Origin of the sequence: Alteromonas sp. 14N.309.X.WAT.G.H12, from assembly GCF_036697315.1 — a bacterium.
GTDB lineage: Bacteria > Pseudomonadota > Gammaproteobacteria > Enterobacterales > Alteromonadaceae > Alteromonas.
The window spans coordinates 34,801-50,694 of record NZ_JBAHZB010000003.1; the positions used below are offsets into that span (position 1 = coordinate 34,801).

The following is a 15,894-nucleotide window of genomic DNA, read 5'->3' on the forward strand; positions in this document are numbered from 1 at the left end:
AATTAGCAATATGCTTAGGAGGCCTCCAGGTAATAAATGGTTGCGCGATGACACCCGATACAGACACCCAGCAAATTCGCCGGGATCTCGCACAGAAAATCATGCTCGATTTTCGTTACTTTTGTGAAGAGGACACGGATCCTTGTCGCACGCCCATGACTCAACTGCCGGATGAATTATCCGAATTGATCACTGATTCAGGTTTAGGTGGCGTGATCTTGTTTAGCGAGAATTTGGCGTATCCGGCACAAATTGCCGCCTTAACAAGTGACTTGCAACAGGCGGCCATGGCCTCGGAAGGCGCACAGCCATTATTGATAGGGATTGATCAGGAAGGCGGACGTGTGTTTAGAACGCCGCGGGTTTATACCACAGATTTCGCCGGTAACATGGCTATTGGTGCAACCTGGGAAAAGTCGGGGACCACCTATGCCACCCTCAGCGGAAAAATCATTGCCAGTGAATTAAAAGCGTTGGGGATCAACACCAATTTTGCGCCAGACATTGATGTGAATGCGAATTTGGCGAACCCCGTCATTAATGTGCGTTCTTTTGGACAAAACCCCGCGCAGGTAGCCCAGCTAGGACAAGCCCAGCTTAGCGCCATGCAAAAGGAAGGTGTACTCGGTACCCTCAAGCACTTTCCTGGTCATGGTGATACCCACACTGACAGCCATTTGGCGTTGCCTGTGGTGGATCATGACCGAGCCACCATCGATGCGGTAGATCTCTACCCGTTCAAGCACATTATTGATAATGCGTCACCGGCTTTGGTAATGACCGCCCATATTCAATATCCCCAGCTTGATAGCTCAACCTTAATCGACAAATCTGGTCAGCAACAAATTAAGCCTGCAACCTTATCGAAAACAATTCTTACCGGCATTTTGCGCGATGAATTGGGCTTTGAAGGCCTTATTGTCACCGATGCGATGAATATGGCAGGGATTGCCAAGTTTTTTGATCAGACTGATGCGGTGGCGGCCACCTTTGCCGCCGGCAGTGATATGGTGGTGATGCCCTTACCAGTGCACACCAAAGCCGATATTCGCCGTTACAACCGGTTGCTGGATACGCTGGTTGAGAAGGTAAAAAACAAGGAGCTGGACAGGGACGCCATTGCCGAATCTGCAGATCGAATTCGTAGGACAAAGGCACAATTTAATTTGGCTTCATGGACTGCCCCTGATCCTGACGCTCTACAAGAAAGGTTGTTGCAAAACAAACATCTTGCTCAGCAGTTAGCCGATGCGGCCATTACCCGTCTTAAAGGGGCAAGGGAAGATTACATAATACCGCCACAAAATAAGGTGCTCATGTTGATGCCAGAAGCGCACCTATGTGATGCACTCGCTTACCATGTGTCCTTATATCGCCCTCAACAAGTGGTGAACTGTATTAGCTTGCAGCAAGTCAGTGAAACGTCTCTTAAAAGCGGTATTGCCCAGGCAGATACAGTGGTGCTGGGTAGCATGACCCCGGCGCCGAGTTTGGTGGAATTGGGAGGCATGGAAGATATGGATGAAAACGCAGAACAACTTTTGGGTTTTGAACAGGCGCAAGCCATGCTTCCGGCATTGCTTGATGAGGTGAAAGACGCAGGAAAACGCAGTATTTTGGTGTATTTGCGTATGCCTTATGACAGCGACCGCCTTGATAAACGTAGCGATGCCGTACTTGTTACCTACAACGCCAATGTGTATGCCTTAGGCGATGATGATGATAGCCCCTATACCGGCGGTGCTATGGATAGCTTGTCTCGGGTGTTTGCTGGCATGCTTGAACCCACAGGCACGGTTCCCGTCTCTCTTGATGAACTTGACCATGTGCAGTCGCACCATGATTAAGTGGGCGCGCACGGTTGCCCAAGCCACGGCAATTAGCGCCTTCACATTGGTTCCGGCGTTTGCCGATGATATGGACGGACAATTGGTATTACGGGCTGAATCGGTAGGCGATAGTGTGAAAGGCCACTTTTCAGTGCCACAACAACGGGTGACGTTAAGGATCAAGCCAGTAATGGCAAGTAATGCCCGTATTTCCATTAATGAAAAAGTGGTGTTTGAGGGCAGTATTGATACCGCTGGGGATCCCCAGCTGATTTTGACGGATGAATCGGCCGTCCACAAAGGCAGGAATACATTGGGACTGACCTTGCTAAAAGGCAGTCTGACGGTGTCGGTGGATTACCCGACCTTACAACCGGCAAGTCAAGCAACGTCATTGTCTGCCCAGCAAAAGCGTTTGCTAAGACATGCCTTACAACCCTACATAGGTACCGATCCTAATAACTCGCTGTTTCCCGGTGCGGCAGTGCTGGTGGCGCAAAAAGGGGAAATCCTCTTTGCCGAAGGTCAGGGCATGAAGCAATTCAGGACAGTAAACCCCAAGGGGATACAAGAAGGGGCTACACTAGGTAAAACTGATGCGAATACCGTCTTTGATTTAGCTTCGGTGACAAAGGTAGTGAGCACCACAGCGGCAATCATGCATTTGGTCAGTGACGGTAAACTGAGTTTGCAAAGCACCCTTGGCGAATTAATTCCGGGCATGGCGGATACAGACAAAGTCGACATTACCGTTCAACAATTACTAACCCATCGCGCAGGATTATGGCAATGGCAACCTACTTGGCTGCACAAAAAACACAGCCGAGCCTCGGTCTTTGCCTACCTTGCTGCGTTGCCTAGACGCTATGACATTGGTGAGAAACGGGCGTATTCGGATATCGGCTTTATGTTACTGGGCCGGGTGGTGGAATCCTTAACGGGCACAACGCAGAATAACTATGTAGAGCAGGAAATTTTTGCGCCGTTAGGTATGAACGATACCATGTATAAACCGCCTGTTTCATGGCAACAGCGCATTGCCGCCACATCCCACGGTAATCCCTATGAACAGACCATGGTTGCCAGTGGTGAGCCCTATCCCATCTTGTCTGAACCCGCCATGACCGATACCTTTGCTGGGTATCGGGACTATACCTTGGTGGGTGAGGCCAACGATGGCAATGCCTGGTACGGCCTTGATGGCGTGGCTGGGCATGCCGGGTTGTTTTCCACCGTGTACGATTTGGCAATATATTGCCAAACCCTGCTTAACGGCGGTGGCTACGGCAATTATCAACTGGCGAGCCCAGAAACCGTGGCTGACTTTCTCGATACGCCCTATGACACCAATCAGGCGTTGGGTTTTTGGCGCTACGAGGAGGGCGATGGACGGGTGGCTTATGGGCATCCGGGGTTCACCGGTACGCAAATCTGGTTTCGCCCTGATGATGAGTTGATTGTCATTATGCTGACCAATCGTCAACACAATGGTTTAACGGCTTCCGGTACCTACCCATCGGTCAAACCCGCATGGAATGCGTTGCTGCACACCATCGAACAACATATTATTGGCCACCATGAGGCAGACAACCCGTAATCAAGTTGTCGTTGAAATAGCCATAAAAAAAGCGCCATAGCGGCGCTTTTTTTGTTATTAATTCGCCAATTACTTGGCTTTGCCCTGCTTGGCAACGGCATCCATCATGGCCTTAATCGCGGCAGGATCACCTAAGTATTCTTTTGAAATTGGCTTGAGATTTTCATCTAGCTCATAGACTAACGGTACGCCGGTGGGAATATTCAGTTCCAGCACTTCTTGCTCTGACATGCCATCTAAGTATTTCACTAAGGCGCGCAAGCTATTGCCGTGGGCAGCAATGACTACCCGTTCGCCACTTTGAATACTTGGACGGATCACATCGTGCCAGTAGGGCAGTACCCGCTCAATAGTCAGCTTAAGGCTTTCTGCGCGAGGTAAAATGCTCGCATCTACATGGCTATAACGACGATCATGACCGGGGAAGTGTTCGCTGCTTTCTTCTACCGCCGGTGGTGGAACGTCAAAACTACGACGCCAGATTTTCACTTGATCTTCGCCATGCTTGGCCGCGGTTTCTGCCTTATCCAAGCCTGTGAGGGCGCCGTAGTGACGTTCATTCAGACGCCAGTGACGCTGTACCGGCAAGTAATGTTGTCCCATTTCTTCCAGCGCAATATTAAGGGTTTTGATGGCGCGTAACAGCACCGAAGTGTAAGCAATATCAAATTCGAAGCCAGCATCTTTCATTAGCTTCCCTGCGTTTTTTGCTTGCGCGACGCCGGTGTCAGTCAAATCCACATCGTGCCAGCCGGTGAAACGATTTTCTAAGTTCCACTGACTTTCGCCGTGACGGATAAGTACCAGTTTATACATAAAGGTTCCCTAAGACTTGGTGTTGAACAAAAAGTGGTAAGGCATACAAACTGCTATGCCATTTTTACATTCAAAAGTGACGCTATCATCCTTTATTCCCGCCGAAAAATCCAGCTTCCAGCAAGAGCTAATACCAGACAGGGCGCGAGAAATGCCCAGTTTACCGCTTTAACCTAGGCCAAGAAAACGTCAAAAAAACGTTGGTCTAAATCCTGCAAGTTGGTCTAGACCTTGCTGTGAGTGGAGTGAATCCGGTAGAGCGTCCTGCAAAGAACGCTGGATTGGGGAAAGAATGATAAAACCCGTCGTCAGTAATTTTGGGGAAATCCCCGTTATGACTTCGAAGATTAGAGGGCGAAATTTTGCCTAGGCATTGCAGTAACAAGGAGTATGAACAATGTGTCTTGATGTCGTAAACGGGACTAGAATACGTAAAAAACCGGCAAAGTTGGCCAACAACCATGAGCTTGAGCAATATCGAAGCGCTAAGCGGTATCGTTATAAAGCCCGAGGTACCCGTACCTCGCCATTGGTGAAAAAAGCGATACCTTCAGCCACTGCGCCTTAGTTATCGCCTTTTGGAAGTGTTGATGTCTTAGAGTATGGCAAAGGATTCTTTGAGGCAGTTCACAGTGGCTTTTGTTTTTACGGGCATTGCCTCATGTTTGGGGGTGACAGCATAAACACTGTATTTAGGCACGTTCCAGTCTGCTAAGAGACGCACTAACTCACCGGATTTAACCAGTTCCCGCACTTCCGGTTCGGGCAAAAGGCCATACCCTAAACCGTCCCGGGTCAGGCGAATTAAGGCTGGCATGGCATTGACTTCAATGCGTGACTTTTCCAGTAGAATATTCGATTCATCGTGTTTTGTCAGTGTCACCGTGGGCATAGAACGGTGGCTTAAAAACCTATATTGTTGCAGGCTTTCTGCGGTGGGTTGGACTTCTTGAGCGAGAGGGTGATCCCGGGAAACACACAGCAGTAGATCCCAAGTAGCCAGATGACTGCAATCAAGGTTCGCTTCGTTGACTTTTTCCAGTGAAATGGCTAAATCTGCCCCTGAGGCAATAACATCCACCGAATCATCGGTTAACTCCAGCGCCACAGTAATTTTGGGATACTGAGACAGTAAATTGTTTAAAGGTTTACTAAGTAGCCCACCACCAAAGCCTTCCGGTGCGGTAATTTTTAGCTTTCCCGAGGGCGTTTCTTGTAATTGTTCAATGGCATGTTGGGCATCTCTGGCGACCTCAAGTAATTTCATGCTTGTTTTATAATAGATATGCCCCGCTTCGGTAAGGCTAATATGACGGGTATTTCGATTAAACAGGCTTAAACCGGCTTCCATTTCTAATTTTCTGAGCTGCTGACTTATGGCTGAAACTGTCATATGTAGGTTTTTTGCAGCCATGCTCATATTGCTGGTATGGGCGACTTCGACAAATATTTGTAAGGATCGCAAAAGCTTAGTATTCATAACAAAAGAATTTCCTTAGAAAAATCGCAGAAATGAGTTGAGAAAAAAGAAGAGTCAGTTTATCTTAAATAAAAATAATTCTCATTTCCTAACGAATTTGGTAACCCAGATTAAGGTTGATTGACCTGCCTGTCGATATTCTCTCGGTCAATCTGATAGACAATAGGATAAACAACCTGCTTAAGTTAGAGAAAAGGGGGAGACATTACTTACTGTGTAGGTAGGTGATAGTGCGCTCGATATTAATGTTTTGGAACTTAAGGAGTAATTGAATGGGATCAGACACCCAGTCTTTGACAAGACAGGCCAAACACCTCGCAAGTGTAGGTGTCATGTTGTCTTTCTCGTGGTTGGCTTCTGTGACATCAGCTCAGGCTGATGAACTGACGGTGACGTTACCGCGCATGTCTGTTGCTGAATATCACGCGCCCTATGTTGCGATGTGGTTGGCAAACAGTAAAGAAAAGCGTGTTAAGGATATTGCGGTTTGGTACGACATGGGAATGGAAAATGGCAAAGGCGAAAAATGGCTGAAAGATATGCGTCTTTGGTGGCGCAGAAGCGGCCGTAGTGCAGATATGCCAATTGATGGCGTTAGCGGTGCAACCCGCCGTCCTGGTGCACATACAGTGGATTTAAACGGGTTGTTCGACGGTATCGCACCGGGTGAATACACCCTTTATGTGGAAGCGGCTCGTGAGCTAGGTGGCCGGGAAGTCGTCAGCGTGCCTGTTACCTTGCCCGTCTTATCTAAACAGCATCAGATCGCCGAAGGCAGTCAAGAGCTTGCTAAAATTGAATTACTTCTGGAGCCCTAAAAAATGAAACTACGCAGTTTAATCAGTACCGGTGTTGTGGCCTTGTCGTTAATCGCAACCCCAGCTTTGGCACACCGAGCATGGATAAAGCCCACCACGACGGTGGTATCAGGTGATGATGAATGGATTAGTTTTGATGCCGCTGTGGCAAATGGTATTTTTATGCCTGATCATTTTGCCATGCCCATCGAATCCATTCAGGTGCTATCACCGTCTGGCAAAGACGTTGAAAAACAACACGGCCAGAAATTGCGCTATCGCAGTGTGTTTGACGTGAATCTGACAGAAGAAGGTACTTACCGTGTGGGCTCTTCTTCACGGTCTATCATGGCTACTTGGAAAGACGACAATGGCAAGCGTAAGCGATGGCCAGGTCGTGGCAAAGAAGCATCTACGGAGTCTTTTGAAAAAGCGGTGCCTAAAGACGCCGATGATCTTCACGTTGTGGATGCCGCACGCAGAATTGATGTCTTTGTTACCTTAAAAGAACCTTCCGATACGGTGTTAAAACCAACGGGAAGCGGCTTGGAACTGGATGGAAAAACCCATCCTAACGATCTGTATACCGGTGAAGCCATTAATTTAGGTTTCCTCATGGACGGTGACGTGGCGTCTAATACAAAAGTCACAATTGTGAAAGATGGCGAAAAATATCGCGATACCGACGACGCCATGAAGCTTACGGCGAATGAAAATGGTGAGATTTCTGTCACCTTTGATGAGCCTGGCATGTATTGGTTAGAAGCCGAATATGAAGATGACAAGGCTACAGCGCCAGCCCAAGAACGTCGCGGCATGTATGTGCTTGTTATGGAAGTATTGCCCCTTTAATCTTCGTGATACCAATGTTTATGTGGCATTGAATAAACCTGTCTTTAACCCGGTGACTTAAGTGGAACCGGGTTTTTTTACAAAATACCGACCTTTTTCCTGCTGTTATTGGGTTTATCCCCACCTAAAAACTGATAAAGTAAATTTTCTTCGCCAAACAACCAGGGAAAAATATGAAAAAAATAAGCTACTTGTGGCAGCGCGCGCTTGTTGTTGGGCTGTGTGTTATTGCCCTTGCAGGCTGTACGACAACGCCAAACAGCGCCACCCTAACAGACACCGCCAAGTCTTATCATGGGGTTAATTATGGGCCGAAAGTGTTTCAGGGTACGCCCTATACTGCCATTGTGGTGGCTTACGGGCCCGAAATGAAAGGGATTTTAGGGCGCATTGACGCCGATCCCGGTGCGCAGATCACCGATGTGGTGCGTTTTAAAGGGGTCACCTATCGCATGGGGACCTATCATGATGAGCCGGTACTGATTTTTGCCACCGGTATGAGCATTGCCAATGCAGCGCTTACTATGCAGATGGCCTTTGATTATTTTCCCATCAAGCAGGTGGTTTACATGGGAATTGCCGGTGCGGTAAACCCCAAATGGCAACCTGGTGATGTGATTGTTCCTGAGCGTTGGTACTATCATGATGAAAGCGTGTATGCCAATCCGGATCCGGCTCAAAACGGCCAGTATATTTTGCCAGAGTACTATGCCAAATTCCTTGCTGAACAGGCCGATCGTCGTGAAGTGGATCCCCATCTACCTAACTATAAAAACTTCCAATTTATCCATCCTGATGAAGTCCTTATTATTAAAGATGGCATGGATGTCCCCCAGGATACCGCCTACTTTTCAGCCACCCCACGACTGTTAGATGCTGCGCGAGACGCCATAATGACCATGCCGGAACAACGCATTTTAGGAGAACGCAAAGCCAAACTTACCGTCGGCGGTAACGGTGTCACCGGATCGGTATTTCTTGATAACCGCGAATACCGAAAATGGACGCGGGAGGTCTTTGATGCGGAAGTCGCCGAAATGGAATCAGCCGCGGTGGGGCAAGTTTGTACTATCAATGATATCGACTGGGTCATTATTCGTGCTATCAGTGATTTAGCTGGCGGCCAAGAAGGTGTGAATGTGGAACATATTTATGATCAGGAAGTGTCTCGGGTTGGCGCGAATGTGCTGTTTGCCGTACTGGATGCCTTAGCACGGGAAGATGGCTAATTTGCCACTGCGCACGGTTGTTGGGAAAGGGTTAAATTTTCACGTTTTGGGAAAGTATTAACCTTTTCTTAACCGCTCATATCTTATCCTACGTCGATTCGGGATATCAGAGATTGAGATATGAAGACGAAACCGTCGCTAACAGCATTAACGTTGGCTGTAGCCCTTAGCGGCTGCGTCAGTCAGGTAGAACCACCCTACAGTGAGCAGGCACAGACCAACTTAGGTGAAGATGTTGCTTGGATAGCGCAAAGCGCAGATGCCAAAGATACCCGTACACTGTTACAGTTGCTGCCTTTGCCCGAGGTGCAAACCCTTGTTGATGAAGCCTTGTCCAATAACCCCGGATTACAGCAAACCTTCATTACCTTAAAGCAATCTCGCATTTCTGAGACCTTGGCGAATGCCGATGGTTTACCCGATGTTTCACTGTCTTTTGACGGCAGTAAAAGCAAAGACACCGATACCCAATATACCACCTCTGTGGATGTCAGTTGGGAAGTGGATGTGTGGAACAAAATTGGCAATAGTGTTAGCGCTGCCGAATTTGCCTCGCAAAGCTATGCGGCTACCTTGCAAGCGGCGCAGGCCACACTGACATCCAGTGTCATGCAGGCCTATCTGGATATTATTGCCGAACAAAAAATCATCGAAATAGAAAAGAAAAAGCTGGTGGCATTGCAAAACAGTGAGTCGGTGATTTTAACCCGCTATCGTACCGGATTAGGCACGTTAGATGATCTTGATACCGCCCGCACCAGCAGTGCCTCTACCATGGCAAGTATTGCTGAATATGAAAATGATTTGGCCACGGCGAAAAGAACGCTGGCGGTATTGTTAGGACGTACCAGTCTTGCGGTGGATGATCTCACTGGTGAGGAAAACTTTCCGGATGTGGTACAGCCCTTAGCTTCCATGCCAGAGCAGGATCTTGCTCGTCGCCCTGACCTCATCGCTGCCTATTACGACATCAAATCAAAAGAATCCAGTGAAATGGTGGCATACAAAGACTTGCTACCGTCTCTTTCTATTAGTGCCTCATTAACAGACAGTGACGACACTCCGGCGCTTTCTTTGCTGAAAGATCCCGTTTGGACATTACTGGGCGGCATTACTGCGCCCTTGTTTCAAGGCGGTACATTGCGGGCCAATCTGGCCAGTGCAAAGCTCGATACACTCAATAGTTGGTGGGCGTATCAAGAGACCTTATTGACGGCAGTGCAGGAAGTACAGGCCGCATTGGATCTGGAGCACAGCTATCAGTTACGTCAGCAATATATTCAGCAGGCTTACGAAAGTGCCAAACGCAGTCAGGATAATTATTCGAGTCAATACCGGCAAGGTTTGGTGGATGTACTTGATCTATTGTCGGTGACACAAACCACCTATTCACTGGAAGCTCAGTTAGTAGAATTACAGCGCAACCAGCTATCAAACCGTATCGATTTAGGTCTCGCACTCGGCCTTGGAGTTTCGTCATGAGTCAGCAACGAAAAAACCTTCTTATTACTTTAATTGCCGCCATTATCATTGTTCTTTCCATTATGCTTGTGGGAGGAAATGGTGGCCCCGGAGGGCCTCCGGGTGCCGGACCTGGGGCGGGAAAACCGCCCGCTGGTGAAAGACCTACAGGTGCAAGCCTCGCCGCCCATGAAGGCGCAGAAGGTAAACCTGACGATGTGGCTAAAGCACCAACCGCTGTCGCTAAATCAACCTCTACCGATGATACTACTACGGTGCCAGAAATTGGCGTGGTCGATGTGGTGAAAAAATCCCATCAGGCCCATGTCACAGGCTATGGTGAAGTCAGTCCTCGTTTTGAGCTGACGTTATCGACGTTAGTTTCAGGACAAATTCAATCGCTGGATGACAACTTTGTCACCGGTGCAAGATTCAGCAAAGGTGCGTCACTGGCAAAAATTGATGATACGGATTATCGTCAAGCCGTGGCCGAGGCACAAGCGGATCTCGAAGATGCCAAAGTGGCACTGGAAGAAGAGCGCTTACAAGGCCAACAAGCGATGTTGGAATGGCAACGCTCGGGCCTTGACGGTGAGCCAGACTCTGAATTGGTATTGCGGGGGCCACAGTTGAAGGCAGCAGAAGCCACCCTGGCCGAAGCTGAGCGCGCGTTAGAGCAGGCCAAGCGTGATTTGCTCTTTACTGAGATATCGGTGCCCTTCAACAGTGTTGTGATAAGTCGCAGTGTGCAACCGGGTAGCTTTGTTCAATCTGGCGATGATGTGGCAAGTTTGTATTCTACCGATGTGGCAGAAATTGCGATTCCCCTGTCTGCCAGTCAATGGAAGAACCTGAAATCACCGGATTCCTTGGCCCAGTCTCCTTGGTCAGTCACACTTTGGGATATGGATAAACGCCATTCTTGGGACGGCGTGGTACGACGTATAGAACAACATTTAGATACCGATTCCCGTCAGCGTAATGCCATTGTTGAAGTAGATAAACCGCTGGATCAATCTGCGCCACTTTATTTTGGCACCTACGTCACCGCCACCATCGACGGACGGATGTTGAATAATATCTGGCAAATTCCGTCTTCGGCTATTTCGCAAAAACTGGAAGTGTGGTTTGTACGTGACGACAATACGCTGGATAAATTCACTCCCGATGTACTGTTTATGAATAACGGTTTTGCCTATATTTCGCCGGTAGCTGATATGGACGATGCCAAAATTGTTGTTCGCCCCCTTAATGGCTATCTGGTCAACATGGTCGTGAAACCGGTAGAGGAGAGCACCCATGGAGACCGATAAGAACGGTATCATTAGTTGGTTTGCCCGTAACTCGGTGGCGGCAAACCTGCTAATGGTGGGAATGATTATTGTCGGTATTGCCTCGTTAAGCGATCTTCGAAAAGAAGCCTTTCCCAGTATGGATCCCCGTTTTGTTACTGTCTCGATGACCTATGACAGTGGTGATGCGGTGCAGGCAGAAGAAGGCATTGCCATCAATATCGAAAATGCCCTTGAAGCCGTTCCGGGTATTAAGCGTATTACTTCAACATCAACGGCCAGTGGTAGCACGGTACAAATCGAAAGAGAAAGTGATTACGATTTGGATACCTTGATGGCGGATGTAAAAAATGAAGTGGACAGTATTTATAACTTTCCGTCTGATGCAGAAAACCCCATTATTTCTAAAGGCCGCCGCCAAGAGCATGTGATTTGGGTGGAGCTCTACGGAGATACAGATCATGCCACGTTACAGCAGTTGGGACGTCAGTTAGAACGGGAACTGTTAGCCAAAGACGGTATTCGGGAAGTGAGTACGCCGGATTTTATTGATCCTATGATGTCCATTGAGATTGATGAAGCCAAACTTCAAGCCTACGGCCTAACCTTTTCCGATATTGCCGATGTGATTAATGATGAATCTGCCACCGCACTAACGACCAGTTTGCGTAACGAAGAAAAAGTGATACGACTTAAAGCGTCGGAACAGGCGTATTACAAGCAAGAGTTCGCCAATATTCCTTTGCTGGCAAATAGTTCGGGCACCTATTTAACGGTGGGCGATGTGGCCAAGGTAACGGATATGTTTGCCGATGATAGCTATACACTGGCCCGCTACAATGGCAAGAATGCCTATGGCATCCAGATTGTCATGGATGAAAATGGCGATGTGGTCACCATGGTAGAGCAGGCAAAAGAAGTGGTGGACTCTTGGCATGAACGGGGTCTGTTGCCACAGGGCGTAGAAATCGAAACCTGGTATGACCGTAGTACGTTGATAACAGACCGCTTGGCGCTGCTCACTAAAAATGCCGTCTCTGGTATTATCTTGGTGTTCATTACCTTAGCGATATTCCTTAATGTGCGCGTAGCATTCTGGGTTGCTGCGGGCTTGCCCTTTATCTTCTTTGGCACCTTGTTTTTCATGACCGATAATTTTGTCGGCCTGACGATTAATGAAATGACCACCTTTGGATTTATTATGGCCTTGGGGATCGTGGTGGATGATGCCGTGGTGGTGGGCGAAAGTGTGTATGCCACACGGCAACGCTACGGCGACACGTTAAACAATACCGTAAGGGGCACCATCAGGGTGGCGATACCCACATTGTTTGGGGTACTTACCACGGTGGCCACCTTCTTTGCTTTGTCAAATGTTGAAGGGAATCTGGGCAAACTCTATTCCCAGTTTGGCACTGTAGTGACCATCTGTTTGCTGTTGTCTGTGGTGGAATCCAAATTAATTCTTCCTTCTCACCTTGCTCATTTACCGACCCATCGCAAGACTAAAAAAGGGCTGGCCGATCTTTGGGGAAAGGTCCAGCGTGGTGCTGATAAAGGGCTAATGGGCTTTAATCAACGTATTTATCAACCGGCATTACGCAAAGCGATTCAATACCGGTATGGTGCCGTATTGCTCTTTGTTGCCCTGTTTATCTTGGTTATCGGCATGCCTTTAAATGGCATGGTGCGAGTGGGGTTCTTCCCAAGTATGCAAGGGGATACCGTATCGGCTACGCTGACACTACAAAGTGATGCCAGTTTTGGTCAAACCGCGAAAAACCTAGAGCGTTTGGAAGACACCTTAAACCAAGCCGATAAACAATTGATGAAAAAAGTGGGTAAAGAAGGAACGGGTATCGGTAGCTTACAAGTCACCGGTTCGGGAGACCAAAGTGGTAGTCTGACTGTGTCGCTGGCCGAAGAACAGCCCTATTCACTTGATGAACTGGCCACCACATGGCGTGAATTGGCAGGCTCACCGGAAGGGGTTAAACAGCTAAAAATACAATCGCGCCGGGAAATGGTGGATGCCTTTAATGTGGAATTAAAAAGCATTAGCGATGAGACCTTGGTGGCTGCAGAAGGGGCATTTACCGAAGCGCTGAATCAAATAGATGGTGTGTATAGTATTGAAAGCTCTCTTACACCAGGCGAAGCCATGTATCGATTTGAGCTGACGCCTCAGGGCCGTGCGCTAGGCATGGATACGCTGAGCTTATCTCAGCAGTTGTTACGGGCGTTTGGTGGCGAAATTGTACAGCGTTATTTACGTAACAAAAATGAAGTGAAGGTGCGGGTGCGTTATCCGGAAGAATCCCGTTCTAATCCGGCGGATATTTTAAATGCCCGGGTTCGGTTAGACGATGGCACCGTGGTGCCGTTAGATGTGGTGGCGCGGATCATTCCCGATACTCAACAAAAAGAAGTGACCCGTATTGACGGCTTACGTGCTGTTACTGTGACGGCCTCGGTAGACAGTGATGTTATCACCGCCACCGAACTGGTGGCGAAATTGAACGCAGATCTGGTACCGACCTTATCCAGTCACTATTCGGATTTGTCTATGTATTTTGCCGGTGAGGCCGAACAACAGGCAGAAACCCAAAGTTCCATGGAGACCGTATTCATTCTGGCGCTTATTGCCATTTATGCGCTGTTGGCGATCCCGTTAAAATCTTACGTACAACCACTGATTATCATGACGGCGATCCCCTTTGGGATTGTCGGGGCCATTTTAGGTCACTGGAGTAACGGTTTAATGCTCAGTCTCCTGTCTTTAAATGGCATATTAGCGTTAAGTGGGGTGGTGGTGAACGATTCATTGCTACTGGTTTCTCGCTATAACGAATTGCGTCGTGATGGCGGTGAGGTGGTGGAAGCCATTGTGGAGTCATGCAGTAGTCGCTTACGGGCGGTATTGCTTACCTCGGTGACCACCTTTGTGGGCTTATACCCCATTTTAGGTGAAACCTCCAAGCAAGCACAGTTCCTTATTCCAGCCGCGGCTTCGCTGGGGTATGGTATTTTGTTTGCTACTGTGATTACCTTGTTGCTAATTCCTGCGCTGATTCTTATCAATGAAGATATAAGAAGGCTACTAGGAAAAGGAATTTCTATTATACGTCGGCGCACTGGAGGAGAAAATGACCACATTACTGCTGGTTGAAGACGATCTGGACTTGGCGGGTAATATTATCGATTACCTGTCACTGGAAAACTACATTTGTGACCACGCCAGTAATGGCGTGGCAGCGTTGAAATTTTTGTCTGAAAACCAGTACGCGGTGGTTATTTTGGATATTAACCTTCCCCGTCTTGATGGCTTGTCAGTGTGCGAACGTATTCGCAATGAAGGCAACGATACGCCGGTGATTATGCTGACCGCCCGTGATCGATTGGATGATAAACTTGCAGGCTTTGCTAACGGCGCCGATGATTACTTGGTCAAGCCCTTCGCTATGGCCGAGTTAGTTGCCCGGGTGCAGGCGTTGTCCACCAGACGAAGTGGTCAGGTTAAGCAGTTGAATTGTGGTCCTTTACAAATGGATGTGAAAAGCAAAACGGTTACCTTACATAATGAGCCGGTGAAAATTAGCCCGACAGCTCGCATTATTCTTGAACAACTTATGCGCGCATACCCTCATCCGGTCACCCGGGAATTTTTATCCGAAGTGATTTGGGGGGAACAACAACCCGACAGTAATAGCTTGAAAGTACACCTTCACAATGTGCGCAAAGGGTTGGGACGAGAGGCTGGTGTGGATGTGATCACGCAGTCGAAGCAAGGATTTAAACTTGTCATTGAGCAGAAATAAGTATGGTACGCGCCTTTAGATTGAGTCTACGCCGCTATGTGATTGCCGCCCTTTTTGTTGTCGGTACGTCAATGATTGTGGGGTTTTCTCTGCTGGCAATGAATAACTTCTTCGAAGGTATGGACGGTATGTTGCGGAGCACCATGATCCATACCGCTGAAGATGTGGATGTTCATCCAGGGGAACCGGTAAAAATTCTTACCTTTACCATTGCCGCCAATTGGGATGATTTTCCCGAAGAGGTGAAGCGCTATTTTGATGTTAATAAACTAAAACCCTTTCAATTGGAAAAATACATCGAGCGGGATTTTATTTTTCTCCGTCCCTCTAGCGCGGTGTTTGTGATGCTGGTGGTTGACCGCGACACGCAGCAACAAAAGTATATTGCCCAAGTGTTTGACCGACCGAAACGGGAGGTTAAACCAATATACGCCATGTCCCATGAAGGCTGGTCGCTGATTATCGGTTTGGGTGTACTGGTAATGTTTACGTTGTTATTGCTTGTGCTTACCCGTTCCGTATCTCGTCCGGTGGAACGCCTGCGTAAATGGGCTAAAACATTGGATGAAACGTCGCTAAGCAATCCCACTCCTGATTTTCATTACCAGGAACTTAATGAGCTCGCGGAAATTGTTCATTCCAGTTTACAAAATGTCCGCGAAGCCCTTACCCGTGAACGGGAATTTGTGAGCCATGCAAGCCATGAATTACGCACGCCTATAG

General features: G+C 48.1%; 12 protein-coding genes and 1 pseudogene. 11 read left to right on the plus strand and 2 right to left on the minus strand.

What is annotated here, in order from left to right; translation table 11 throughout:
• The first annotated feature begins 47 nt into the window (after nt 1–47).
• Together V5298_RS02640 and V5298_RS02645 are read left to right on the plus strand one after the other, a co-directional pair.
• Complete coding sequence (locus tag V5298_RS02640; RefSeq protein WP_332929916.1) at nt 48–1,847, plus strand: glycoside hydrolase family 3 protein; 1,800 nt, start codon at nt 48–50, stop codon at nt 1,845–1,847.
• Entirely contained in the window at nt 1,840–3,426 is a 1,587-nt protein-coding gene (locus V5298_RS02645) for a serine hydrolase domain-containing protein (RefSeq protein WP_332929917.1), read from the plus strand. Before V5298_RS02640 ends, V5298_RS02645 begins: the two co-directional genes overlap by 8 nt.
• Before the next feature lie 69 nt (nt 3,427–3,495).
• Here V5298_RS02645 and gpmA read toward each other — a convergent pair whose 3' ends face one another.
• Complete coding sequence (gene gpmA / locus V5298_RS02650; RefSeq protein ID WP_332929918.1) at nt 3,496–4,242, minus strand: 2,3-diphosphoglycerate-dependent phosphoglycerate mutase; 747 nt, start codon at nt 4,240–4,242, stop codon at nt 3,496–3,498.
• Nucleotides 4,243–4,639: 397 nt separating this feature from the next.
• Here gpmA and V5298_RS02655 point away from each other — a divergent pair, with 397 nt between their 5' ends.
• Nucleotides 4,640–4,810, plus strand: a complete 171-nt coding sequence (locus V5298_RS02655; RefSeq protein ID WP_332929919.1) for a hypothetical protein — start codon at nt 4,640–4,642, stop codon at nt 4,808–4,810.
• A gap of 27 nt (nt 4,811–4,837) precedes the next feature.
• Here the strand turns inward: V5298_RS02655 and V5298_RS02660 are convergent, their stop codons facing one another.
• Nucleotides 4,838–5,722: a LysR family transcriptional regulator gene (locus tag V5298_RS02660; protein ID WP_332929920.1), complete on the minus strand. Its 885-nt coding sequence runs from the start codon at nt 5,720–5,722 to the stop codon at nt 4,838–4,840.
• Nucleotides 5,723–5,994: 272 nt separating this feature from the next.
• Between V5298_RS02660 and V5298_RS02665 the strand changes: the two genes are divergently transcribed.
• The 8 genes and pseudogenes from V5298_RS02665 to V5298_RS02700 form a co-directional block, all read left to right on the plus strand.
• On the plus strand, nt 5,995–6,540 hold the full coding sequence (locus V5298_RS02665; protein ID WP_332929921.1) for a DUF2271 domain-containing protein: 546 nt from the start codon (nt 5,995–5,997) through the stop codon (nt 6,538–6,540).
• Nucleotides 6,541–6,543: 3 nt separating this feature from the next.
• The gene (locus tag V5298_RS02670) at nt 6,544–7,371 is read left to right on the plus strand and encodes a DUF4198 domain-containing protein (RefSeq protein WP_332929922.1); all 828 of its coding nucleotides are present in this window, start codon (nt 6,544–6,546) and stop codon (nt 7,369–7,371) included.
• Between the two features lie 173 nt (nt 7,372–7,544).
• Complete coding sequence (locus tag V5298_RS02675) at nt 7,545–8,600, plus strand: 5'-methylthioadenosine/S-adenosylhomocysteine nucleosidase (RefSeq protein ID WP_332929923.1); 1,056 nt, start codon at nt 7,545–7,547, stop codon at nt 8,598–8,600.
• A 120-nt stretch (nt 8,601–8,720) separates the two neighbouring features.
• Nucleotides 8,721–10,082 carry a TolC family protein gene (locus V5298_RS02680; protein WP_332929924.1) on the plus strand — a complete coding sequence of 454 codons (1,362 nt, stop codon included), beginning with the start codon at nt 8,721–8,723 and terminating at the stop codon, nt 10,080–10,082.
• A complete protein-coding gene (locus tag V5298_RS02685; RefSeq protein WP_332929925.1) occupies nt 10,079–11,374 on the plus strand; it encodes an efflux RND transporter periplasmic adaptor subunit in 1,296 nt (431 codons plus the stop codon). The genes V5298_RS02680 and V5298_RS02685 overlap by 4 nt, the downstream gene beginning before the upstream one ends.
• Nucleotides 11,361–14,522, plus strand: coding sequence for an efflux RND transporter permease subunit (locus tag V5298_RS02690; RefSeq protein ID WP_332929926.1), 3,162 nt, complete (start codon nt 11,361–11,363; stop codon nt 14,520–14,522). The genes V5298_RS02685 and V5298_RS02690 overlap by 14 nt, the downstream gene beginning before the upstream one ends.
• The gene (locus tag V5298_RS02695; RefSeq protein ID WP_332929927.1) at nt 14,500–15,171 is read left to right on the plus strand and encodes a response regulator transcription factor; all 672 of its coding nucleotides are present in this window, start codon (nt 14,500–14,502) and stop codon (nt 15,169–15,171) included. The genes V5298_RS02690 and V5298_RS02695 overlap by 23 nt, the downstream gene beginning before the upstream one ends.
• Before the next feature lie 2 nt (nt 15,172–15,173).
• Nucleotides 15,174–15,894 (plus strand): annotated as a pseudogene (locus V5298_RS02700) (sensor histidine kinase); the annotation flags it as partial.